The organism is Amycolatopsis rhabdoformis, assembly GCF_035918295.1.
GTDB classification, from domain to species: Bacteria; Actinomycetota; Actinomycetes; order Mycobacteriales; family Pseudonocardiaceae; genus Amycolatopsis; species Amycolatopsis rhabdoformis.
In genome coordinates this window covers 4,027,444-4,049,638 of sequence record NZ_CP142149.1, presented here as the reverse complement: position 1 = coordinate 4,049,638, position 22,195 = coordinate 4,027,444, and the positions used below count along the sequence as shown (strand labels likewise).

Genomic DNA, 22,195 nt, shown 5'->3' with positions numbered 1-22,195 from the left:
GCGACCAGGTCAGATCCTGTCCTGGTGACCCGTGAGACCGCCCAGGAATGTTCCTTCGCCGAGGGCGAGGTGTTCGAACCGCGGTTGCCGTTGACCGCGGGCGGTGGCGGAGGTGTCGGCGACCAGACGGCCGGGGACGACGGCGATCATGCGGACGACGCGGGGTTTCTGGGTTTCGGGGCACATCCGTCGCAGCGCCGCGGCCGGTCGTGAACCGGGTCGCGGCGCTGCCGTGGGTTACAGGCGGCCTTCGAGGGTTTTCATCATTGCGGTGTATTCGGCGCGCATGGTGCCGTCAGGGGGATTCACCAGGGAGAGCGTCGCGAGGCGGGTCTCACCGTGGCTGGACTTGGCGACCACGATCTGGGTGCCGCCGTCTGTGCTGTAGCAGTACATCGCGGCTGCGTAGAGGGACTGCACGTCATCCGCGCAGGACTCGCTGAACAGCTGCAGCGCCTTCTGGGGAGAGAGCTGCGACGGGACGCCGCCGACCGAGAGGGTCACCAGGTGGGTGTTGGGGGGATCGGCGAGGTGGTAGTCGCAGTTGTAGGCGGTGAACTGGTCTTGGTGTGTCTGGGGCTGTTCGCTGCTGGCGTAGGCGTCCGGGTCGTCGAACAGCTTCGCGAGCTCCGCGGGGCCCAGGAGTGGGCAGGCCGCGCTCAGGTTTGCGGGAGAAACCGTCGGCACGAACGGCGCCGGGGGAGGCGCGCTGCTGGTGGCGGCGGTGGTGGTCGGCAGGCTGCTGCTGGAGGCCGGCGCCGTCGCCACGGCAGCGCTCCCACTGTTCGAGCATCCTGCGGCAGCCGCCGCCACGAAGGCGACGGCGATGAATCTTCGAGACAAACGCATGCCCGGAATCCTGCCGGACGTTCCCGGAATTCTCGCTGTCGGAGATCCACTCGTGATCACCGAGCGTGACTATTTGGGGGACTTGTCCGCTATGCGTGGCAGGTGCGCGATCCGGACCGGATCGCCCGAGGGGACCGGCAGGATGAGGTGCTGCCGGATCTGCTCCGGGACGAGGTCGGAAGCCTGCTGAACTTCTGTCTTCCACGGTGAGCCGGCCGGCAGGAGCCACTGACACGTGCCCTCCGGGTGGGCGTCGGTCGCTCACGACGACCGTCACCACGCCGCCGGTCCCGGATCACGCGTTCGAGCGCCCGGCAGCCACGGCCGGTCTGTCGCCGCACCGCGTGCCATCCGGGCCTCGCCGTCCCCAGGGCCCGTGCGCCCGGTGGCACTGGAGCCGAGCAAAACCCGGATGGCGCGACGATGCTGGGAACAGCGCAGGTCAGCAGGGACGCGACCCGGTCAGGGCTTGCGGGCCACGCCGGCGAGCAGGCAGTGGTCGGAGAGTTTGAGCGGTTGCACGCGGGGGCCCTCGGGCCACCAGTCGGCCGGCTGCACCAGGCCCGGTTCGATCGGCTCGAACCCGGCGAGCATGGAGTCGATCTCGGCACGGGTGCGGAAGTGGATCTGTCCGGAGGAGGCGCCTTGGTACACGCGCTCGATGTTGCGGGCGACCACGCTGTACTCGTCGTCTTCGGGATCGAGGGCGTGGCTGAACACCAGGAACGACCCCGAGGGCAGGGCGTCGCGGTACTCGCGCAGCACGGCGGCCGGGTCGTCGGCGCAGAAGTGCAGGCTCATCGAGTGGATCAGCGCGATGGGTTTGTTCCAGTCGAGCTCGCGGCGCACCGTCGGATCGGCCAGCAGCGTCGCGGGCCGGAAGATGTCGCCGCGGACGATGCGGGTGTTCTCGTTGTCCGACAGCAGGGCCCGGCCGTGCGCGAGCACCACCGGGTCGTTGTCGACGTAGACCACGTGCGCGTCGGGGTTGAACCGTTGGGCGACCTCGTGGACGTTCTCGGCCGTGGGCAGCCCGGAACCGCAGTCGAGGAACTGGTCGATGCCCATGTCGCGGGCCAGGAACCGCACGGCACGAATCAGAAATCTCCGGGCCACGACGGCCAGTTCGGTCACCTCGGGTGCCACTGCTTGCACCTTGCGCAGCATTTCCCGGTCGACCTCGTAGTTGTCCTTGCCGCCCAAACCCGCGTCGTAGACCCGGGCCGTGCTCGGCACCGTCGGATCGATGACCGTCGCAAAGTCGTCGTCGAGCTCGCTCATGGGCAGCAACTTACCGCGAGGCGCTCGCGCCGCGCCGTCGACCGACTGCTCACGGTGACGCGAGGTCACTTGCCTCGTCCGCCGGCCGCTGCCCACCGGCGCACAACCGTGGCCCCGGTATCGAGGAGGCGATCTGCCACGAAGCGGGCATTGGCGCCGACAACGGGCGGGGTGCCCGTCCACTCGAGCACCGAGCGGACGCCGCCGAACCTGCCGAGGTATTCACGGGTGCACGTAGGCGGTCGTCCTTGCCGGCGAACGGTTTCCGGATTCGAACGCGAGCGGCTTGCCGACCCGCGGGTCGAACGAGTCGAGCTTGCGGCGCCCCACGGTCGTCACGACCGCGTTGTCCATCGTGGCGAGGCGGCCGGCGCCCAGGAGTCGCTGAGCTCATTTGTTGTTCCCCCGCATCAGCTGGGTGCTCTGGCGCACGACCTCGGTGGCGTACTCGCGCATCCGGGCCTCGTAGCCGGCGAACGCCGTGAGGGGATCGGTGCTGCCCAGCAGATCGCTCAGCAGGGCGGCGTCCCGCAGCGCGGTGTTGGCGCCGACGCCGCCGGCGGGTGGCATCACGTGGATGGCGTCGCCCAGCAGTGTGATCCGCCCGGTCGGCCACGACGGCACCGGGCCGGAGGTGCGGATGGGTGTGCCGAAGGTGGCGGGCACGTCTGCGTTCGCGACGATCCGGCGGAATTCCGGGTGCCAGCGTTTGACGAACTTCGTCGCGAACCGGTGCAGCGCGCGGGGATCGCTCATGTCCGGCACGGCGCCGATCACCGCCCACATCAGGTAGTCCGCGACCGGTGGCAGGCCCGGATCGTGACTGCGCGCCCGGAAGGCGGCCAACGCGAGCGCACCCCCCTTGCCGAAAAGTGAGGGTCGGCCGATCACCGAGGTGAAGCCGTCGAAGAGCCGGTCGTCCAGCTCGGGCAGCGCGGTCAACGGCGTGCGGCCGTAGGCGCAGCGCATCCCCGTGTCGACCACCACCGCGTCCGGCGCGACGATCGGGCGCAGCACCGAACCGACGCCTTCGGCGCCGACCAGCACGTCACCGCGTTCCTCGCTGCCGTCGGCGAAACGCAGGACGACTCCGTCGCCGGTATCCTTCGCGTCGATCACCGTCCGTCCGAATCGGACGTCCACACCGGACCTCAAGATCTCTCGCAGCAGGAGGCGGTCCACCGCCGTGTGATCGGCGACCGGCACGGGGAACGAGGCGAGCTCGGTGAAGTCGGACTTGACGGTGGTGATCTTGCCGCGGCCGGGCTCCGCCGAGGTGTCGCGGTAACGGCGGAACAGCTCGTCGGGCAGGCACCTGCGCAACGCCTCGTCGCCGTCGCCGTCGATGTGCAGGCGGTAGCCCTGGCCGCGGGTCCCGGCGCCGGGGTCGCGCTCGAAGACGGTGGCCCGCAGGCCCGTTTCGCGCAGGCCCTGGGCGAGGCAGAGCCCGCCGACACCCCCGCCGGCGATCAGCACGTGCGTCATGCCTGCTGCCACCGGCAGACCACGCCTTCGAGGTCCTCGTGCGCCATGCCCACAGGATGTACATACTTGCGCGAGACAAACAAGTACGTTGCGGAGCCGTTGGCTATCCTCGGCCGAGTGGTGATCCACACCGTCCGCACCGGCCCCGGCGAGTACTTCGCGCCGTGCAGCAATTGCACAACACCGGTGCCGGGCCAGTGACGAACTCTCACGACCTGATCCAGATGGCCGGGTGGACTCCGGACCGGAACGTCGACGTTGCGGCTGAGCTCCGAGAGCTCGATGAGGCAGGTTTCGCTGTGACGCGGTTTGTTCCGCGATTCTTGGCTGGCTACTCCGGATTGACCATCGGATCACAAGACGCGACTCGCGCTCTGGTGATTGACGGACACAAGGCTGCGCGGTGCGCGGATCCGGAGTGGTGCACCGCTTATGCACAGGCCATCGGCATGCCGGTCACCCCGGTCGGCGAGTACTCACACATGACCCTCGTGATCGACGAGACCGGAAGGTTCTGGGGCGGCTTCGACCAATCCTACGGACTGCTGGGCTCCGACCTCGTGGACGTCGTCCACGGTCTCCTCGTGGAGCCTGGGTCGCTGCATCTCGATCGCGAGGTCCCCGAGTGATCACGCGACGGCGGTCGGTCGCTCTCCCGGCCCTGCCGGCCAGCTCGCTCGGCTCTGGTCCGCCCCACGGCACGAGGTGATCCGGAGACCCGGCGGGCGGTGCGCTCGGCGGCCGTGGCGACGGCACCGGCTGTACCGGGACGCCACCGAAGACCAGCGCTCGGGGATCTCGCGGACGAAGAACCTGCCGACCGCCAAGGACTTCGCCCACAACCGCCACCGCGGAGGCAGACTGCCGAGGGGATGGCGTTGCTGGACGCCCTGCCGTGCCCCGCGGTCAACCTGGCCCGCGCGTCGGACGGTCTGCTTCGGACACTCTTCGAGATGGTCCGGTTGCACATCCAGGTCCAGGACGGCGGCGCACATGCGACACGTGACGATCACCTGACCCGCAGATCAGCCGACAGCCATCGCGGGCACAGCAGAAAGGACTTACGATCCGATGGACTCCCAAGAGCGGCCCAGCCACCAGGGCTGGGCCCGCTCGGGGAGTTCTTGTCCGTGCCCCTGGAGAGATTCGAACTCTCACTGGACGGGTTTTGAATCCGTTGCCTCTGCCAGTTGGGCTACAGGGGCGGAACCGGGTGAACATTACGCGATCTCCCTGGGCGGGGATGGACCGGGGCGGGGTGTCGCGGGCGCCACTTCGTGGTGAACGCCATCTTGGGAACTGGATCGTTCCCGGTAGGCTGGGATTTCGCGGGTCACCGCGAGTCAACCGTCCCGCCGAGCCTTCAGGAGGACCCCGGTGACCGAACAGGCTACCGAGGCCAGCGGTGCCGCCACCGTGCCGCAGCGTCGGGTGCTCGTCGCGGAAGACGAGGCGCTCATCAGGCTCGATCTGGTCGAGATGTTGCGCGAAGAGGGGTACGAGGTGGTCGGCGAAGCCGGCGACGGCGAGGAGGCCATCAACCTGGCCACCGACCTCAAGCCCGACCTCGTCATCCTCGACGTGAAAATGCCCAAGCTCGACGGCATCGAGGCCGCCGCCAAGATCACCAGCGACCGGATCGCGCCGGTGGTGATCCTCACGGCCTTCAGTCAGCGCGACCTCGTCGAGCGGGCGCGTGACGCCGGCACGATGGCGTACCTCGTCAAGCCGTTCGCGAAGCGTGACCTCGTGCCGGCGATCGAGCTGGCCGTGAGCCGCTTTTCGGAGCTGCAGGCGCTCGAGGCCGAGGTCGCGGGCCTCACCGACCGGCTCGAGACCCGCAAGGTCATCGACCGCGCCAAGGGCCTGCTGATGAGCCGCCAGGGCCTCACCGAGCCGGACGCGTTCCGCTGGATACAGCGCACCGCGATGGACCGCCGCACCACGATGAAGGCGGTGGCCGAGGCCGTGGTCGAGAGCATCGGCTGAGAGTCTCACTCCAACGAGTGGCAAAAACGGGCGTGACCAGGGGGTTGCGCCCGTTTTGGCGTTTTCTGCGGTTGCTCCGTTCGGGTCAGCAGGGCACGTTTGCTACCTTCGTGAACGATCTTGACGCGGTGCCCCTTCACGAGCCCAGTGGAGTTCATAGACTGCCAACATCATCAGAGCCGTTGGTCAAGTGCTCCGAATGAGGCGCATCTGCGTACTCACTGTCATCACCCGGTTGTCATATTGCGACAATCGGGTGGAAAACGTCCATTACTGCCGGTGACGACCGTCACGATGTGGATACAAGACGGTGGGTAACTCTGTGCAACACCTCACGGGGCGGCTACTTTCAGCGGCCAGTCAGGTCCCACGCAGGGACGAGCCGTTCGGCTACGAACGGTTGGTTGGCATTTGGAGGAAGAGTGCAGAGAGCACGACTCACGAAGATTCTCGTGCTGGCGGCTGCGGGGGCCATCTCCCTGAGCGCGTGCGCGGCGCGGACCGACAGCGGATCCGGTGGATCCGACAGCAACGCCCCCCAGGCGGCGGCTCCTTCGGCCGCGGCCGACGCCGCCGACCCCGCGGGTGACGGCAAGGCGCAGTGTTCGCCGACCTCCATCGCTTACGCGGGCACGATCAACGGTGCGAACGCGGCGCTCGGCGTCAACATCCTGAACGGCGCCAAGCTGGCGGTCGACCAGCACAACAAGGCGAACCCGGGCTGCCAGGTCAAGCTGGAGCAGTACGACACCGAGGGCACGCCCGACAAGGCGCCCGGCATCGTGACCCAGATCGTGAACACGCCGGCGATCATCGGCGTGGTGGGCCTCCCGTTCTCGGGTGAGTCCAAGGCGGTCGGCAACATCTTCAACACCGCCGGCCTCGTCACCGTGACCCCGTCGGCCACGGCCCCGGGTCTGAGCGCCAACGGCTGGAAGACCTTCTTCCGCGGCCTCGGCAACGACAACAGCCAGGGCCCGGCCGCCGCGAAGTTCATGACCGGTGAGCTCGGCGCCAAGAAGGTCTGCGTCATCGAGGACGACTCCGAGTACGGCACGGGGCTCGCCGCGACGACCAAGCAGGGTCTCGGCAGCGCGCTGGCGTGCGAGGACAAGGTCAAGACCAAGCAGACCGACTTCTCGGCCGTGGTCAACAAGGTCAAGGCCGCCGCTCCGGACGCGGTGTTCTACTCCGGCTACTACCAGGAAGCCGCTCCGTTCGCGCAGCAGCTGAACGACGCCGGCGTCACCGCGAAGTTCGTGGGCCCGGACGGCGTGAAGGACGACGAGTTCGTGAAGGGCGCCGGCGAAGCCGCGAAGAACGCCTACTTCACCTGCCCGTGTGTGCCGGCGGACCAGTTCACCAAGTTCACCGACGCGTACAAGGCCGCGACCGGCAAGGACCCGGGCACCTACTCGCCCGAGGCCTACGACCTCGCGACGATCCTGCTGAAGGGCATCGACTCCGGCAAGACCACGCGCCCGGCGCTGCTCGACTTCGTGAAGACCTACGACGGTCAGGGCCTCACGAAGCACTTCAAGTGGGACGACAAGGGTGAGCTCTCGTCGACCACCGTGTGGACCTACAAGGTCGAGAACGGGAAGATCGTCCGCAACACCGAGATCAAGTAGTCCCGGCTTCCGTTCCAGTTACCGGGGTGCGTGTCCGGCGGCTCGATCCCGCCGGACCCGCACCCCGGACCCACATGGAGAACTAGTGTGTCGATGACCCATGACCTGAGCTCGCTCGTCCTGGCACAGGGCGACAGCTGGATCACCTTCGACGTGAAAGGCTTCGTTGACCAGTTCTGGGCCAACACGATCGACGGTCTTGCGTACGGCAGCATCTACGCGCTCGTAGCGCTGGGCTACACCCTCGTCTACGGCGTGCTGAAGCTCATCAACTTCGCCCACTCCGAGGTGTTCATCTACGGCGCCTTCGCGGTGTGGTTCACCTTCTTCGGTCTCGGTTTCCGGCCCGGCGACACGCCTGAGCTGCCGGTGTTCGAGCTGATCGGGTTCCTGCTCTTGGCCCTGCTCGCGGCGATGGCCGTTTCCGGTGGCACGGCGGTGCTGCTGGAACGAGTGGCCTACCGTCCACTGAGGAAACGCGGAGCGCCGAAGCTGGTCTTCCTGATCACCGCGATCGGCGCTTCCTTCGTGCTGCAGCAGATCCTGTTCATCTGGCGCGGCGGCAACGCCGAGCAGGGCATCCGCCTGATGCGCAACGAACCGGTGTTCAAGATCTTCGGCGCCGACGTCACCAACGTCACGATCATCACGATCATCGCGTCGGTGGTGCTGATGCTCGCCGCCAACATGTTCGTGAACCGCACCAAGTTCGGCCGCGGCATCCGCGCCGTGGCGCAGGACCCGGACACCGCCACGCTGATGGGCGTGAACAAGGAACGCGTCATCACGCTCACGTTCCTCATCGGTGGCCTGCTCGCGGGCGCGGCGGCCCTGTTCTACATGATGAAGGTGCCGCAGGGCGCCTCCTACCAGGGCGGCTTCATCCTCGGCATCAAGGCGTTCACCGCCGCGGTGCTGGGCGGTATCGGCAACCTGCGCGGCGCGCTGCTCGGCGGCCTGCTGCTCGGGGTCGCCGAGAACTACGGCCAGACGCTGTTCGGCGGTGAGTGGCGCGACGTCGTGTCGTTCGTGCTCCTCGTGCTGATCCTGATGGTCCGCCCGACCGGCATCCTCGGTGAATCGCTCGGAAAGGCACGGGTATGACGGTGACTTCGACACCACCTACCGCTGCCGTTCCGGCGAAGCGCAAGCGGCCGATCTCGGACTGGTGGAACAACCTGCCGCGGGTGCAGCAGTGGCTCGTGCTGGTGCCCCTGGTGGCGCTGATCTACCTGCTGCCGGTCCTGAACCCGCCGATCATCAGCACGCAGCCGGGGTACGACTTCCCGATCGCGATGTTCGAGGTGTCCCGCTACGCGCTGGTCGCCATCGGGCTCAACATCGTGGTCGGCCAGGCCGGCCTGCTGGACCTCGGCTACGTCGGCTTCTTCGCGGTCGGCGCCTACGTGATGGCGCTGTTCACGAGCCCCGACTCGTCGCTGCACAAGCTGCCGTTCCTCATCGTGCTGCCGATCGCCATGGTGGTCACGATGATCTTCGGCGTGATCCTCGGGACACCCACGCTCCGACTACGCGGGGACTACCTCGCGATCGTCACCCTCGGGTTCGGCGAGATCGTGCGCCTGCTGGCGGACAACGTCGACCCGTTGCGCGGCAACCGGGGGTTCCAGTCGGTGGGGCACCCACCGGGCACCAACGCCGACGGCGGCGCCCTGTTCAACAACTCCGACGGCACGCCGTGGTACTGGCTGTGCGTCACGCTCATCATCCTCGTGTTGTTCCTGGTCGGGAACCTGGAGCGCAGCCGGGTCGGCCGGGCCTGGGTCGCGATCCGGGATGACGAGGACGCGGCCGAGATCATGGGCCTGCCGACGTACAAGTTCAAGATCTGGGCGTTCGTGTCCGGTGCGGCGGTGGGCGGTCTGTCCGGGGCGTTGTACGCGGGCCAGCTCGGCTTCGTGAACAACCAGAAGTTCGACGTGGTCACGTCGATGCTGTTCCTCGCCGCGGTGATCCTCGGTGGCGCGGGCAACAAGGTCGGTGTGCTGCTGGGTGCGATCGTGGTGGCGTACATCCCGCTGCGGTTCCAGGCGATCGCCGAGTACAAGTACCTCATCTTCGGCCTGGCGCTGATCATCCTGATGATCTTTCGCCCGCAGGGCCTGCTCGGTGCGCGGCAGCGGCTGCTCACGTACGGCAGGCAGGCGTACCAGCGGCTGCTCGGCCGTGGTGAACAGATCTCGAGTGACGGCTCACTGGCCCCCGAGACCCCGGGAGAGAAGGCATGACCGCCCCTGGCACCGGCTCGGGCCCCGAGGTCCCGGCCGAAGGCGGCCTCGTGGCGGAGGTCGCCCAGATGAGCGCGGAGCAGCTCGCCGAGCACGAGGCGGAGGTCGCCGAGGTCGTCGCACCGGACCGTGAGATCGACGTCGCGGTGGGGCAGACGCTGCTGAAGGTCGACGACGTCACCGTGCGCTTCGGCGGTCTCGTGGCGCTCGACGGCGTGTCCTTCGACATCCGCCGCGGTGAGATCCTGGGCCTGATCGGGCCCAACGGCGCGGGCAAGACCACGTGCTTCAACGCGATGACCGGCGTCTACCGGCCCAGCTCGGGCCAGGTGCTGCTGGAGGACAAGCCGCTGGGCAAGGCTTCGCGCCACGCCATCACGCAGCTCGGCATCGCGCGCACGTTCCAGAACATCCGGCTCTTCTCCGAGATGACGGCGCTGGAGAACGTGGTGGTCGGCACCGACGCCCGCCACAAGACCAGCCTCGTCGGCGCTCTGCTGCGCACGCCTCGCCACCACCGCGAGGAGAAGCAGGCGATCGAGAAGGGCATGGCGCTGCTGGAGTTCGTCGGCATCGCCGACCGGGCGGCCGACCGCGCGAAGAACCTGCCCTACGGTTACCAGCGGCGCCTGGAGATCGCGCGGGCGCTCGCGACCGAGCCGAAGCTGCTGTGCCTCGACGAGCCGGCCGCCGGGTTCAACCCGGCGGAGAAGGAAGAGCTCATGGGGCTGATCCGGACGATCCGCGACGACGGGTACACCGTGTTGCTGATCGAACACGACATGAAGCTGGTCATGGGCGTGACCGACCGGATCGTGGTGCTGGAGTTCGGCAAGAAGATCGCGGAAGGGGTTCCCGCCGAGATCCGGGCGAACCCGGCCGTGATCGCCGCCTACCTGGGGGTGCCCGACGATGACGTTGCTTGAGCTGTCCGATGTGTCCGTCCACTACGGTCGGATCCAGGCCGTGTCGGGGCTGTCCATCACGGTCGACGAGGGCGAGATCGTCACGCTGATCGGCGCCAACGGCGCGGGCAAGTCCACCACCATGCGCGCGATCTCCGGCATCCGGCCGATCTCGGGCGGCACGATCCGCTTCGACGGCGAGGACATCTCGCGGTTGCGCGGTGACCTGCGGGTGGTCCGCGGGATCTCGCAGTCGCCCGAGGGCCGGGGGATCTTCCCCGGCATGACGGTGCTCGAGAACCTCGACATGGGCGCGTATGCGCGCAAGGACCGGAAGAACCTGCAGCCGGACTTCGACCGCGTCTTCGAGCTGTTCCCGCGGCTCGCGGAACGCAAGACCCAGGTCGGCGGCACGATGTCCGGCGGCGAGCAGCAGATGCTCGCCATCGGGCGCGCCCTGATGGCGAAGCCGCGGCTGCTGCTGCTGGACGAGCCGTCGATGGGCCTCGCACCGCAGTTCATCCAGCAGATCTTCCGGATCATCACGGAGATCAACCGCCAGGGCACCACGGTGCTCCTGGTGGAGCAGAACGCGCAGCAGGCGCTCTCGCGGGCGCACCGCGCGTACGTGCTGGAGACCGGGCAGATCACGAAGTCCGGGACCGGCAAGGAACTGCTGGCGGACACCAGCATCAAGGAGGCCTACCTCGGCGTCGGCTGACGCTCGGGTGGCTTCGCGAACCGGCTCTGTGCGCTTCGGCGGGCAGGGCCGGTTCTCATTTCAGCCCGGGTGGTTCTTTCGCGCCGTCGAATTCCGCTGTACGCGGGTGGCGCCGGGCGGTTGACTGGACCTACGGAGCAAGCCGAGGTCAGGAGGACGGGATGCGGATCGCGGGCCAGGAGGTCGTCGAAGGCGAAGTGGCCGGGGTGCCGTTCGTGGCGCTGCCGCCGGCGGACGGTGCCGCGCCCGCGGCGCTCGTGGTGGGCTGGCACCTGATGGAGCCGCCGCGCAGCGAGCGCGCGATGGCGGCGGCCGTGCCGATGACCGGGCTGCCCGCGTGGCGGGTGTACTTCGGGTTGCCGCTCACCGGCGCCCGGCTGCCCGCGGGCGGGTTCGACGAGTTCTTCCGGCTGGCGAGCGAAGACGCGGTGCTGAACGTGAACGAACCGGTGACCGAGCAGGCCGCCGCCGAGTTTCCCGCCGCGGTGGCCGGGCTGCGGGCTCGGCTGTCGCTTGTGGACGGTCCGGTCGGGGTGTTCGGCGGTTCGGCCGGCTCGGCGGTCGCCCTCGAGGTGCTGGCCCGCGGCGACGTCGAGATCGCCGCGGCCGCGGTGGTCAGCCCGGTGGTGCAGCTCGCTCCGGTGGTCGCCCGCAACGAGCGCCTGTACGGCGTCACCTACCCCTGGACCGACCGCTCGCGAGCGGTCGCCGCGCACTACGACTTCGTCGCCCGCTCCGCCGAACTCACCGCGCCCCTGCTGCTCGTCGTCGGCGACCAGGACGACGCCGCCTTCCGCGACCCCTCCGCCGCCCTCGCCTCGGGCCTGGGCCCCCACGCGGCGCTAGTCGGCATCCCCGACATGGCCCACACCCTCGCCGACGAGCCCGGCACCGACCCCGCCCCGCAAAACGCCGCCGCACGCCTCGTGGACGCCGCCTTCACCGATTGGTTCGGCCGCCACCTCTGACCTCGCACCGGCCCCCGGCCGGCCGCCCTTCCCCACCCGACCGCCCTGCGGCCGACCCGATCCGCGACTGGCTGCTCTGCTTCCACCCGACCGCCCTGCGGCCGGGACCCGATCCGCGACTGGCTGCTCTGGTTCCACCTGGCCACTCCGGGGCAGGGACCGGATCACCGACTGGCTGCTCTGGTTCCACCTGGCCACTCCGGGGCCGGGACCCGATCCGCGACTGGCTGCTCTGGTTCCACCTGGCCACTCCGGGGCAGGGACCGGATCACCGACTGGCTGCTCTGGTTCCACCTGGCCACTCCGGGGCAGGGACCGGATCACCGACCGGCTGGTCTGCCTCCACCTGGCCGCTCTGAGGCCGGCCACCGGTGTGAGATCGCGCCGGTTTCTTCCGTCCCGATTTCGCCCGGCCTCCGGCCGCGCGGAATCGGGACGGAAGGAACCGGCTTGAGGCGATCTCACCCGCCTCGGCGAAGCCGAGGCAAAAAATACAGCGTGAGAGAAATTAGGCCGGAGGCCGATCTCGAACCACGCACGTGAGCCGCGCGGTACACGTGCGCCGGCCTTGGTCGTCGGTGAGCACGATTTCCGCCGTGATCGTGCCGCGGCCGACGTGCAGCGGGGTGGCGACGCCGGTGACGATGCCGGAGCGCACCGCGCGGTGGTGCGTGCAGGACAGCTCGAGGCCCATCGCCGCGCGGTCGGCGCCCGCGTTGAGGGCGGCGACGTACGAGCCGAGGGCCTCGGCGACGGTGGCGTTGGCGCCGCCGTGGAGGAGGCCGTAGGGCTGGAGGTTGCCCTCGACGGGGATCGTGCCGACCACGCGCTCGGGCGTGGCCTCGAGGATTTTCAGCCCGATTTTGTCGTTCAGCTGCTGGTCGGCGGCCGCGGGGTCGATTCCCGCCCGGGATTCCAGCGCCAAGTCGCCGGCCTGCTCGGTCACGCATTGCTCCTCAACCTATGCGACACGTAAGAGTGTCGGACCCTCACCTTAGACTCGCTCTCGTGAGCCCGAGTGAGAACCGAACCGTAGCGAACGCCACAGCCGCCACCACCACTGCGAAGCGGCCGAAAAGCACCGCCGAGCGGCCGAAACTGCTGCTCGTCGACGGTCATTCGATGGCCTACCGCGCCTTCTTCGCGCTGCCCGCGGAGAACTTCAAGACGAAGACCGGCCAGGTCACCAACGCGGTGTTCGGGTTCACCTCGATGCTCATCAACCTGCTGCGCGACGAGGAGCCCACGCACCTCGCGGTGGCGTTCGACCTCTCGCGCAAGACCTTCCGGTCGGAGACGTTCGCCGACTACAAGGCCAACCGCAGCACCACGCCCGACGAGTTCCGGGGCCAGGTCGACCTGGTCAAGGAGGTGCTCGAGGTGCTGGGCATCCCGTCGCTGGTCAAGGAGAACTTCGAGGCCGACGACATCATCGCCACGCTCACCACGCAGGCCGGCGTCGAGAACTTCGACGTGCTGATCTGTACCGGCGACCGCGACGCGTTGCAGCTGGTCAACGAGCACGTGACCGTGCTCTACCCGAAGCGCGGCGTGTCGGACCTGGTGCGGTTCACGCCGGAAGCCGTGGAGGAGAAGTACGGCCTCACGCCCACCCAGTACCCCGATTTCGCGGCGCTGCGCGGCGACCCGTCGGACAACCTGCCGGGCATCCCCGGGGTGGGGGAGAAGACGGCGGCGAAGTGGATCCGGCAGTTCGGCACGCTCGCCGACCTGATCGACCGGGTCGACGAGGTGAAGGGCAAGGTCGGCGACGCGCTGCGCGAGAACCTCACGGCGGTCACGCTCAACCGGCAGCTCACCGAGCTGGTGCGCGATGTGCAGCTCGACCTGGTGCCCGACCAGCTGGAGCTGCGGCCGTGGGACCGCGACGCGGTGCACCGGCTGTTCGACGAGCTGGAGTTCCGCGTGTTGCGCGACCGGCTCTTCGCCACACTCAGCAGCGCCGAGCCGGAGGCCGAGGAGGGCTTCGACGTCTCGGGCGAGGCGCTGGCACCCGGCGCGCTCGGCGCGTGGCTCTCCGCGCACACCGGCGAAGGCGAGCCGGTGGCGATCTCGTTCCGCGCCACGGGCACGTCGATCCGCTCCGACCTGCGCGCGCTGGCGTTCGCGTGCGCCGACGGCGAGGGCGCGTACGTCGACGTCACGGCGATGGACGAGGCCGACGACACCGCGCTGGCCGCGTGGCTGGCAAACGAGAAGATCCGCAAGATCGGCCACGACCTCAAGGTGGCGCTGCACGCGGTGCGCGCGCGGGGCTGGACGATGGCGGGCCTGGTGCTCGACACCGCGCTCGCGGCCTACCTCGTGCGGCCGGGCCAGCGCACCTTCGAGCTCGACGACCTGGCGCTGCGGTACCTGCACCGCGAGCTGCGGTCGGAGGCGTCGGAGGGCGACGGCCAGCTGTCGCTGCTCGACGGCGGCGCCGAGGGGCTCGAGCAGAAGGAGATCTCCGACGAGCTGGTGAAGGCCCGCGCGATCTTCGAGCTGGCCGGCGCGCTCGGCAAGGAGCTGGAAGACCTCGGCGGCGCGAAGCTGCTGGCCGAGCTGGAGCTGCCGCTGTTCGAGGTGATCACCGAGCTGGAGGCCGCGGGCATCGCCGTGGACGTCGAGCAGCTCACCGAGCTGGAGGCCCACTACCTCAGCCGCGTCACGCTGGCCGCGGAAGAGGCGTACAAGGTCATCGGCAAGCAGATCAACCTCGGCTCGCCGAAGCAGCTGCAGGTCGTGCTGTTCGAAGAGCTCGGCATGCCGAAGACCAAGCGCACCAAGACCGGCTACACCACCGATGCCGAGGCGCTGCAGAGCCTGTTCGAGAAGACCGAGCACCCGTTCCTGCAGCACATGCTGGAGCACCGCGACGCCACGCGGCTGCGCACGACCGTCGAGGGCCTGATCAAGGCGGTGGCCGACGACGGGCGCATCCACACCACGCTGCAGCAGACCATCGCGGCCACGGGGCGGCTGTCGTCGGTGGACCCGAACCTGCAGAACATCCCGGTGCGCACGGAAGAAGGCCGGCGCATCCGCGACGCGTTCGTGGTCGGCGAGGGCTACGTCGAGCTGATGACCGCGGACTACAGCCAGATCGAGATGCGGATCATGGCGCACCTGTCGAAGGACGAGGGCCTGATCGAGGCCTTCAACAGCGGCGAGGACCTGCACACGTTCGTCGCGTCGCGCGCGTTCTCGGTGCCGGCGGAGGAGATCACGGCGGAGCAGCGCTACCGGGTCAAGGCGATGTCCTACGGGCTGGCGTACGGGTTGTCGGCGTACGGGCTGTCGCAGCAGCTGCGTATCTCGACCGAGGACGCGAAGTCGCAGATGGAGGCGTACTTCAACCGCTTCGGCGGCGTGCGCGACTACCTGCAGTCCGTGGTCGGCGAGGCCGGGAAGACCGGATACACCGAAACGATCTTCGGCCGCCGCCGCTACCTGCCCGACCTCACCAGCGACAACCGGCAGCGCCGCGAGATGGCCGAGCGCATGGCGCTCAACGCGCCGATCCAGGGCAGCGCGGCCGACATCATCAAGGTCGCGATGCTCAACGTGCACAGCGCGCTGGTGGAGGCGAAGCTGCGCAGCCGGGTGCTGCTGCAGGTGCACGACGAGCTCGTGCTGGAGGTCGCCGAGGGCGAGCGCGCCGAGGTGGAGAAGCTCGTGCGCGAGGGCATGGGGTCGGCCTACGATCTCGCCGTGCCGCTGGAGGTCTCGGTCGGTTACGGCCGTTCGTGGAACGAAGCGGCCCACTAGAAAGCCGAATGGACGCCGACGGCGCCTTTCCCTCGGGGAAGGCGCCGTTTTGGTTACTTCGCGTCACTAACGAAATCACCGGGTCGGGCCGGGGGAGCACCCTTGTGCCGGTTCAAGTGATCTTGAGTCGCGACAACGCTGTTCTTCGCCCACGGGGTCCCCGGCCAAGGGGGATCGGAGAAAGGACGGCGAACGATGGCGAGCGAACTGCAGAGAAGCAAGATCACCACGGTGTTCGGGGCGATGGACGTCGACGGCGACGGCTTCCTCACCGAAGCCGACTTCCAGGCGCTCACCGACCGTTGGACGAAGGCCCGCGGCCTCGCTCCCGACTCCCCCGAGGCGGTGCGGCTGAGCGAGATCATGATGGGCTGGTGGACCACGCTGCTCGCCGCGTCCGACATCGACCGCGACGAGAAGGTGAGCCTCGACGAGGTCCTCCTCGTGGTCGACCAGCTCGCCGGCATGCCCGACGCGGTGACCGGCACGGCGTCCGCGATGTTCGAGGCCATCGACGAAAACGGCGACGGCCGCATCTCCCGCGAGGAGTACCGCCGCCTCATCGAGACCTGGAACGGCACCGCCACCGACACCGACACGGTCTTCCCGGCCCTCGACCTCAACGGCGACGGCTACCTCACCGCCGACGAATTCTCCCAGCACTGGTACGAATTCTGGGCCGGCGACAACGCCGACGCCCCCGGCACCTGGGTCTTCGGCCGCTTCGACCTCCCCCTGGGCGCCCGCTGACGACCCCGTGAGCCGCGGCCACCGCCTCGGGTGGCCGCGGCACACGGACGGGGGAACATGATGTATCAGATCTCCGATGCCACCCACCAGGACGGCAGCGCCGGCTCGGTTACGGCTGAGGCGGGTGGTGACCCGGATGGCGGAAGAGGCACTGCTCTGGTGAGTGCTGCGGCTGTCGAGGGTTCTGGCGCTGCACCCTCCGCTGCCTCAATTGACGCTGCAGACAGCATCGCTGCCCGTGCCACCGCTCACTCAGTGGACACCGGCACGACAGCTGCCGTCGCGTTCAGTCGCGCGGACACTGACACCGCTCACTCGGCGAAAGCCGGCCCGGAGAACAGCGTGGCTGCCGGTTCTCGCCGCGGCGCGGATGGTGTCGCCAGCGCTCGCGCGGCGGCTGATGCGCCGACCGCAGCGAATGCGAGCGCGGCCGGTGCGGCGGACGCCGGCGCCGCTGCCTTGGCGATTGCGGGCGCGGACCGCACGGCAAGTGCGGGCGCGGCCGGACGGGCGGATGGGCGTGGTGCGGCCGGTGTGACGGGTGCTGATGCGGGACTGCGTGCGGTTGGCGGCCCAACCGGCCGATCGGACGCTGACAGCGCTGGCCCAGTGAACGCCGGCCCGGACAACGCGGCGAATGCCGGCGCGGCCCGCCGAGGGGATGCTGCGGAGAGCGCAGCGGATGTCGCCGAGGCCCGCGGGGCACCTGCCGACATGACCGACGCTGCGCAGCCCGCCATGCCCGTCGCAGCCGGGTTCTGGTTGCATCAAGCGGCCCTGGCCTGGCGTGCGGCCCTCGATGTGCGGCTGCGGCCGCTCGGTCTCACGCCCACGCAGTTCCTGCTGCTGTCCGCCGCGGCTCGGCTTGAGCGCACCGCGGGGCCCGCGACGCAGCAGGAGGTGGCGGAGCACGCGGGTGCCGATCGGATGATGACGTCGAAAGTGTTGCGGGCGCTGGAAGTCCGCGGTCTCGTCACTCGGGCGGCGCATGAGCGCGACGCCCGAGCCGTGCGCGTCGCGCTCACGCCGGACGGCCGGGACCTCACCGCTGCCGCCACGGCGATCGCGACCGAGTTCGACACTGCATTCTTCGGGCCGGCCGCCGAACACCTCGCGCGGGACCTCCGGTCCGTCGCCGAGGTGCGTGGCCGGCCGATTCCGTCGGCGGCGCCGAAAACCCAGCGGACGCCACCGAACGCATGAGCCCGCTCCCGCTTTCACCGCCGACGGCCTGGTCTTGGCCGCCGTCGGGGTGGTCTTGGCTGAAACCGTTTTGGCCATCCGGCGAAGGCCCGCCGCGTGCGCCCTGCGGTCTGCGACCAAAGTCAGCGAACGATCCGCGGGCGAATCCGTACCGGTGCGGCCGGGCGAGAGAGATTACCGCTGGGCCCTGGCCGATATCTGTCCCCGCGACGGGTGCGAAAGCGCCTTCTCCGAATCCCGCGTCCGCGAAATCCCTTCCACCGCGCCACCGCCACGAAGGTTCGGACCACCGCACGGGCAGAAAGCCTTGTGGACGGCGCCGAACGGGTGAGCGCGCTGCTCCGGCGTGGGCCTCTTTCGCCGAGACCGCCCTGCCGGGGCGGGTGCGGGCGTAGGGTCGCGCGGATGCGTTACCAGGCCGAGCGCAAGCGTTGGCGGGTACGGCTGAGCGACCGCGACCGCCACGTTCACGGGGCGGGCACGGTGCTCGACGAGGATCACGTGCTCACGTGCGCCCACGTGGTCGAGGAGGCGGGTGGGGCCGGGGCCGAGGTGCTGGTGGATTTCGTGGGGGTGCCGGGGGCTCGGACGATCTCGGCGAAGGTCGTGCCCGAGTGCTGGTTCCCGGCGGCGCGGGACGAGCGTGGCGACATCGCCGTGCTGCGGCTCGCGCAGCGGGAGCCGGGGGCGTTGGCCGCGCCGTTGCACCGGAGGCCGTTGGTGGACGGGATGCGGGTGCGGGCGTACGGGTTTCCGCCGGGGTCGGACGAGGGGCTGTGGTGGCAGGGCCGGATCGTCGGGGAGGGCGGGCCGGGGTGCGAGTGGGTGCAGCTCGCGCGTGACCACGAGGCGCAGCCGATCACCCACGGCTTCTCGGGCACCGCGGTGCTCGCCGAGGATTCGGGCCTTTTGGTCGGGATGGTGGTCAGCCGGTTCGAGGCCGAGGGTGACCGCGTCGCGTGGATGATCCCCGTGGAGACGGTGCTGGGGTACGTCAGGCGGTGGGGCCAGGGGAGTCCCGCGGTGGACGTGAGCCTCGGCGTCTCCGTGGGCAGCGTGCCGTATGACGAGCCGTTCGCGCGCGAGTTCGCCGGGTGGCTGCGGGCCAAGGACGGCACCGGCGTGTGGGTGGTCGTGACCGGCGAGGCCGGGTCCGCGAGGGCCGCGGCGCTCGAGCTCGCGGTGGTGCTCGCCGACCGCGAGCGGGCCGCGGCGGCGGGTGCGCTGCGGGACAGCGTGCCGGAGGAGGCGGTGCCGCCGTCGGGCAGTGTCGACCTCGCCGTGGACGCGGCGGGCAAGAGCGTGGAGGAGATCCGCCGGCGCATCGCGGAGCGGTTCGAAGAGAGCCCGGACACCGGGCGGCGCACCGTGGTGGTCACGGCCATCGACGACGCGGCCGAACCCGGCCGGCTCGTCGACGAGGTCATCGGCCCGCTCGCCGACCACGCCGAACGCCTGGGCGTGCGCCTCGCCCTCGGCTTCCGGCGGGAGACGTCGCCGGGCCTGAGCGTGCTGCGCTCGCGCGCGACGGACGGCCTCGCGAGCCGCCTCGCGACGCTGCAGCAGCAGGTAGCGGACCTTGCCGCGCTCGAGGAGCAGGTGGCCGAGCTGGCCCCGCGGTTCGCCGGCGAGCCCCGGTTCCCCGCGCGAGCCCACCTCGCGCGGGCCGCGGTGAACCGGCTGCGGTCGGCGGTCACCGCCCGCGACCTCGCCTGGGCCGAACGCCACTTCGACGGCATCGCCCGGCTCGTCTCCGCGTACCTGGCCGCCGCCCAGCAGACGAACGAGCGGCTCGACGCCCGGCTCGCCCGCCGCACCGAGCTGCGCTTCCGCCTCGACGGCTACGGCGACCGCGCGCGCACGACCCACCACGGCGAAAACCCCCTGCTGGACGCGCTGTACGAAAAAGCGTGGCGCCAGCTGCACGAAGGCCCCTGCGACCTTGCCACGGCCGCGGCGGCGGTCGAGGAGTTCGGTGCCGCGGTGCGAGGTGAGGGATGAGCGTTGCCAGTCGGCGTGAGAGTTGCCTTGGCACGGTCTTGCGCACGGGGCTCTGCACCGAGCCCGGCCGGCCTCCGGCGGTCGAGGGATTCGACGCTGCGGTTCGGGGTGAGCGATGAGCACCGCTTGCCCACGCGAGGGCTGCCCCGGCACGATCGGGCGCACCGGGTTCTGCACCGAATGCGGCTGGGCCCCGGCCGACGCATCGGCCACAGTGGACACATCGGCTACAGCAGCCATAGCTGCTACCGCGGACACCGTCGACACGATCGTCAGCCCGAGCCGGTTCGAGGGCACCGTGACCCAGCAGCTCGCCGCGGCCCACGGTGACTCGGAGTCCGCGCCGCTGCCGGTCGTCGACCTGCCCGACGTCGACGCGCGCGTGCGGCCCGAGTTGCGGGTGGCCGAGGGCGAACGCCGGTGTGGCCGGCCGGGATGCGGGAAGCCGGTGGGCCGGTCGGTCGCCGGGCAGCCCGCGCGCACGGAAGGGTTCTGCGGTAGTTGCGGCACGCCGTTCTCCTTCTCGCCCAAGCTGTTCCCCGGTGATCTGGTGGATCGCCGCTACCGGGTGCGCGGCTGTCTCGCGCGGGGTGGCCAGGGGTTCGTCTACCTCGGCACGGACACGCGGCTCGGTCACCACGTGGCGCTCAAGGGCGTGCTCAACACCGGCGACGTGGCCGCGGCGCGGATCGCCCGCACCGAGAGCCGGTTCCTCACCGCGCTGGATCACCCGAACGTGGTGCGTATCCACGACGTCGTGACGCACCCGGACCCCCACGGCGGGCCCGAGGTGCGCTACATCGTGATGGAGTTCGTGAACGGCCGGACGCTGCGCGAGGTGATCGACGACGCGCGTTACTCGCGGGACCCCGCGAAGCGGCTGCTGGTCGAGCACGTGGTGACCTACGGCCGCACCATCCTGACCGCGCTCGGCTACCTGCACTCGCAGGGATTGCTCTACTGCGATGTGAGCCCCCAGAACGTGATCCACGGCGAGCGGGTGAAGCTGATCGACTTCGGGGCCATCCGCAAGGTCGGCGACCACACGAGCCCCAGGGTCCTCAACCCGGAGTACGGGATCGACCACGTCGAGCAGGCCACCCACGGGCTCACCGTGCGCTCGGACCTCTACGCCGTCGGCAAAACGCTGCGCCACCTGTTCGACGGGAGTGACGCGCCGTCGGGCGGCGCGCTCGCGTTCGGCGTTCGCTCGCTGACCCACGTGCTCGACCGGGCGACCGGGCCGCACGAGCACCGCTTCGCCACGGCCCAGGAAATGGCGGTGCAGCTCGACGGAGTGCTGGGCGAGCTGAGGTCGCTGCGCGATCGCACCCCGAACCCGGTCACGTCCACGCTGTTCGCCGAAGCATCCGTGCTGCTCGACGCCGGCCTCGGGCACGCCCCGCCGCTCGAACACTGGACGCGGGCGGTGCCCGCGTCGCCGGCGGCGCTGCCCGAGCCGCTCGACATCGCGCGCGGCCTGCCCGTGCCGCGGCAGGATCCGGACGACACCGAAGCCGGGCTGCTGGGTGCGCTGCGAGCGCCCGACGCCGCGCGCTTGCTGCGGAAGCTGGCCCGCGCCACGCCGTCGGTCGAGGTGGAGCTGCACCAGTGCCGGGCCGTGCTGGCGCTGTCCGAAGTGGACACGAGAGCGGCCGCCGATCACGTGCGGGCCGCCGAAAAGCTGCTGGGCGCGCGGGCCGAGCACGATTGGCGGATCGCGTGGCACCACGGGCTCGTCGCGCTGGCGGACGACGACGTCGTGGCCGCCGCCGCGTGGTTCGAGCGCGTGCACCGCGACATCCCCGGCGAGGAGGCCCCGAAGCTCGCGCTCGGCCTGTGCGCCGAGCACATCGGCGGGCCCGACGAAGCGCACGAGTACCACGACGCGCTCTGGGTGCGCGACCACGCGCAGGTCGACGCCGCGTTCGGCCTGGCGCGCGGACACCTGCTGCGAGGCGACCGGTCCGCCGCCGCGGGAGTGCTGCACGAGGTGCCGGAGTACTCGCGCCACGACGAAGCCGCGCGCATCGCCGGCGTGCGCGTGCTCGCGGGTGTGCTGCCGCCGAACGGGGAGCTGCCCGGCGCCGAGGACTTCGCCGAGGCCGTCGAACGGCTCGCGGCGCTGGAGCTCGACGAGGACACCACCGACCGGCTCGTGACCGAACTGCGCGAGACGGCGTTGCGGTGCCTCGGCGCGGGCCGGCGTGAGCTGCCCGCCGGACCGGTGTTCGGCGACCGGCCGGACGAGCCCGGACTGCGGCTGCTGCTCGCCGGGTCCTACCGGAGACTCGCGCGCCACGCCGCCTCGGCCGGCGAGCACGGCGCGTTGATCGACCGGGCGAACGGGATCCGGCCGATGACCTGGTTCTGACGACGATCGAGGGGGCGG

Annotated in this window: 19 protein-coding genes and 1 tRNA gene; 14 read left to right on the top strand and 6 right to left on the bottom strand. The window is 70.0% G+C overall.

Features of this window, described 5'->3' with window-relative positions; all coding sequences use genetic code 11:
• Nucleotides 1–24 precede the first annotated feature (24 nt).
• The gene (locus tag VSH64_RS18415; RefSeq protein ID WP_326836845.1) at nucleotides 25–213 is read left to right on the top strand and encodes a hypothetical protein; all 189 of its coding nucleotides are present in this window, start codon (nucleotides 25–27) and stop codon (nucleotides 211–213) included.
• A 24-nt stretch (nucleotides 214–237) separates the two neighbouring features.
• Here the strand turns inward: VSH64_RS18415 and VSH64_RS18410 are convergent, their stop codons facing one another.
• The 4 genes from VSH64_RS18410 to VSH64_RS18395 all read right to left on the bottom strand — a co-directional run bounded on the left by VSH64_RS18410 (nucleotide 238) and on the right by VSH64_RS18395 (nucleotide 3,615).
• Nucleotides 238–768, bottom strand: a complete 531-nt coding sequence (locus VSH64_RS18410; protein ID WP_326836844.1) for a hypothetical protein — start codon at nucleotides 766–768, stop codon at nucleotides 238–240.
• A gap of 543 nt (nucleotides 769–1,311) precedes the next feature.
• Nucleotides 1,312–2,130, bottom strand: a complete 819-nt coding sequence (locus VSH64_RS18405; protein ID WP_326836843.1) for an SAM-dependent methyltransferase — start codon at nucleotides 2,128–2,130, stop codon at nucleotides 1,312–1,314.
• A 222-nt stretch (nucleotides 2,131–2,352) separates the two neighbouring features.
• The gene (locus tag VSH64_RS18400) at nucleotides 2,353–2,484 is read right to left on the bottom strand and encodes a hypothetical protein (RefSeq protein WP_326836842.1); all 132 of its coding nucleotides are present in this window, start codon (nucleotides 2,482–2,484) and stop codon (nucleotides 2,353–2,355) included.
• Between the two features lie 36 nt (nucleotides 2,485–2,520).
• The gene (locus VSH64_RS18395) at nucleotides 2,521–3,615 is read right to left on the bottom strand and encodes an FAD-dependent oxidoreductase (protein ID WP_326836841.1); all 1,095 of its coding nucleotides are present in this window, start codon (nucleotides 3,613–3,615) and stop codon (nucleotides 2,521–2,523) included.
• 164 nt (nucleotides 3,616–3,779) lie between these two features.
• Between VSH64_RS18395 and VSH64_RS18390 the strand changes: the two genes are divergently transcribed.
• The gene (locus VSH64_RS18390) at nucleotides 3,780–4,244 is read left to right on the top strand and encodes an SUKH-3 domain-containing protein (RefSeq protein ID WP_326836840.1); all 465 of its coding nucleotides are present in this window, start codon (nucleotides 3,780–3,782) and stop codon (nucleotides 4,242–4,244) included.
• A 502-nt stretch (nucleotides 4,245–4,746) separates the two neighbouring features.
• Here the strand turns inward: VSH64_RS18390 and VSH64_RS18385 are convergent.
• Nucleotides 4,747–4,820: transfer RNA gene (locus tag VSH64_RS18385), tRNA-Leu, on the bottom strand.
• A 172-nt stretch (nucleotides 4,821–4,992) separates the two neighbouring features.
• On the opposite strand from VSH64_RS18385, the gene VSH64_RS18380 reads away from it, so the two are divergent.
• From VSH64_RS18380 to VSH64_RS18350, 7 genes are all read left to right on the top strand, one after another.
• On the top strand, nucleotides 4,993–5,604 hold the full coding sequence (locus VSH64_RS18380; protein ID WP_326836839.1) for an ANTAR domain-containing response regulator: 612 nt from the start codon (nucleotides 4,993–4,995) through the stop codon (nucleotides 5,602–5,604).
• 452 nt (nucleotides 5,605–6,056) lie between these two features.
• A complete protein-coding gene (locus VSH64_RS18375) occupies nucleotides 6,057–7,235 on the top strand; it encodes a branched-chain amino acid ABC transporter substrate-binding protein (RefSeq protein WP_326837976.1) in 1,179 nt (392 codons plus the stop codon).
• A gap of 93 nt (nucleotides 7,236–7,328) precedes the next feature.
• Nucleotides 7,329–8,339 carry a branched-chain amino acid ABC transporter permease gene (locus VSH64_RS18370; RefSeq protein WP_326836838.1) on the top strand — a complete coding sequence of 337 codons (1,011 nt, stop codon included), beginning with the start codon at nucleotides 7,329–7,331 and terminating at the stop codon, nucleotides 8,337–8,339.
• Nucleotides 8,336–9,484 (top strand): branched-chain amino acid ABC transporter permease, encoded by a 1,149-nt coding sequence (locus VSH64_RS18365; RefSeq protein WP_326836837.1) that lies wholly within the window; start codon nucleotides 8,336–8,338, stop codon nucleotides 9,482–9,484. Before VSH64_RS18370 ends, VSH64_RS18365 begins: the two co-directional genes overlap by 4 nt.
• Nucleotides 9,481–10,410 carry an ABC transporter ATP-binding protein gene (locus VSH64_RS18360; protein WP_326836836.1) on the top strand — a complete coding sequence of 310 codons (930 nt, stop codon included), beginning with the start codon at nucleotides 9,481–9,483 and terminating at the stop codon, nucleotides 10,408–10,410. The genes VSH64_RS18365 and VSH64_RS18360 overlap by 4 nt, the downstream gene beginning before the upstream one ends.
• Nucleotides 10,397–11,110, top strand: a complete 714-nt coding sequence (locus VSH64_RS18355) for an ABC transporter ATP-binding protein (protein WP_326836835.1) — start codon at nucleotides 10,397–10,399, stop codon at nucleotides 11,108–11,110. Before VSH64_RS18360 ends, VSH64_RS18355 begins: the two co-directional genes overlap by 14 nt.
• Nucleotides 11,111–11,271: 161 nt before the next feature.
• Complete coding sequence (locus tag VSH64_RS18350; protein WP_326836834.1) at nucleotides 11,272–12,078, top strand: alpha/beta fold hydrolase; 807 nt, start codon at nucleotides 11,272–11,274, stop codon at nucleotides 12,076–12,078.
• Between the two features lie 508 nt (nucleotides 12,079–12,586).
• Here the strand turns inward: VSH64_RS18350 and VSH64_RS18345 are convergent.
• The gene (locus VSH64_RS18345) at nucleotides 12,587–13,024 is read right to left on the bottom strand and encodes a PaaI family thioesterase (protein WP_326836833.1); all 438 of its coding nucleotides are present in this window, start codon (nucleotides 13,022–13,024) and stop codon (nucleotides 12,587–12,589) included.
• A gap of 62 nt (nucleotides 13,025–13,086) precedes the next feature.
• On the opposite strand from VSH64_RS18345, the gene polA reads away from it, so the two are divergent.
• From polA to VSH64_RS18320, 5 genes are all read left to right on the top strand, one after another.
• Entirely contained in the window at nucleotides 13,087–15,849 is a 2,763-nt protein-coding gene (gene polA, locus VSH64_RS18340) for a DNA polymerase I (protein ID WP_326836832.1), read from the top strand.
• 195 nt (nucleotides 15,850–16,044) lie between these two features.
• Entirely contained in the window at nucleotides 16,045–16,599 is a 555-nt protein-coding gene (locus tag VSH64_RS18335) for an EF-hand domain-containing protein (RefSeq protein ID WP_326836831.1), read from the top strand.
• Between the two features lie 255 nt (nucleotides 16,600–16,854).
• Nucleotides 16,855–17,802, top strand: coding sequence for a MarR family winged helix-turn-helix transcriptional regulator (locus VSH64_RS18330; protein WP_326836830.1), 948 nt, complete (start codon nucleotides 16,855–16,857; stop codon nucleotides 17,800–17,802).
• A gap of 405 nt (nucleotides 17,803–18,207) precedes the next feature.
• On the top strand, nucleotides 18,208–19,803 hold the full coding sequence (locus VSH64_RS18325) for a serine protease (protein WP_326836829.1): 1,596 nt from the start codon (nucleotides 18,208–18,210) through the stop codon (nucleotides 19,801–19,803).
• Between the two features lie 115 nt (nucleotides 19,804–19,918).
• Entirely contained in the window at nucleotides 19,919–22,177 is a 2,259-nt protein-coding gene (locus tag VSH64_RS18320) for a serine/threonine-protein kinase (RefSeq protein WP_326836828.1), read from the top strand.
• The last annotated feature ends 18 nt before the right edge of the window (nucleotides 22,178–22,195 follow it).

What these genes read in the sequence shown, in the direction of transcription:
- VSH64_RS18405 (WP_326836843.1), bottom strand. Translation starts at nt 2,130, where the DNA reads ATGAGCGAGCTCGACGACGACTTTGCGACGGTCATCGATCCGACGGTG.
- VSH64_RS18400 (WP_326836842.1), bottom strand. Translation starts at nt 2,484, where the DNA reads ATGGACAACGCGGTCGTGACGACCGTGGGGCGCCGCAAGCTCGACTCG.
- VSH64_RS18395 (WP_326836841.1), bottom strand. Translation starts at nt 3,615, where the DNA reads ATGACGCACGTGCTGATCGCCGGCGGGGGTGTCGGCGGGCTCTGCCTC.
- VSH64_RS18370 (WP_326836838.1), top strand. Translation starts at nt 7,329, where the DNA reads ATGACCCATGACCTGAGCTCGCTCGTCCTGGCACAGGGCGACAGCTGG.
- VSH64_RS18365 (WP_326836837.1), top strand. Translation starts at nt 8,336, where the DNA reads ATGACGGTGACTTCGACACCACCTACCGCTGCCGTTCCGGCGAAGCGC.
- VSH64_RS18360 (WP_326836836.1), top strand. Translation starts at nt 9,481, where the DNA reads ATGACCGCCCCTGGCACCGGCTCGGGCCCCGAGGTCCCGGCCGAAGGC.
- VSH64_RS18355 (WP_326836835.1), top strand. Translation starts at nt 10,397, where the DNA reads ATGACGTTGCTTGAGCTGTCCGATGTGTCCGTCCACTACGGTCGGATC.
- VSH64_RS18350 (WP_326836834.1), top strand. Translation starts at nt 11,272, where the DNA reads ATGCGGATCGCGGGCCAGGAGGTCGTCGAAGGCGAAGTGGCCGGGGTG.
- VSH64_RS18335 (WP_326836831.1), top strand. Translation starts at nt 16,045, where the DNA reads ATGGCGAGCGAACTGCAGAGAAGCAAGATCACCACGGTGTTCGGGGCG.
- VSH64_RS18325 (WP_326836829.1), top strand. Translation starts at nt 18,208, where the DNA reads ATGCGTTACCAGGCCGAGCGCAAGCGTTGGCGGGTACGGCTGAGCGAC.
- VSH64_RS18320 (WP_326836828.1), top strand. Translation starts at nt 19,919, where the DNA reads ATGAGCACCGCTTGCCCACGCGAGGGCTGCCCCGGCACGATCGGGCGC.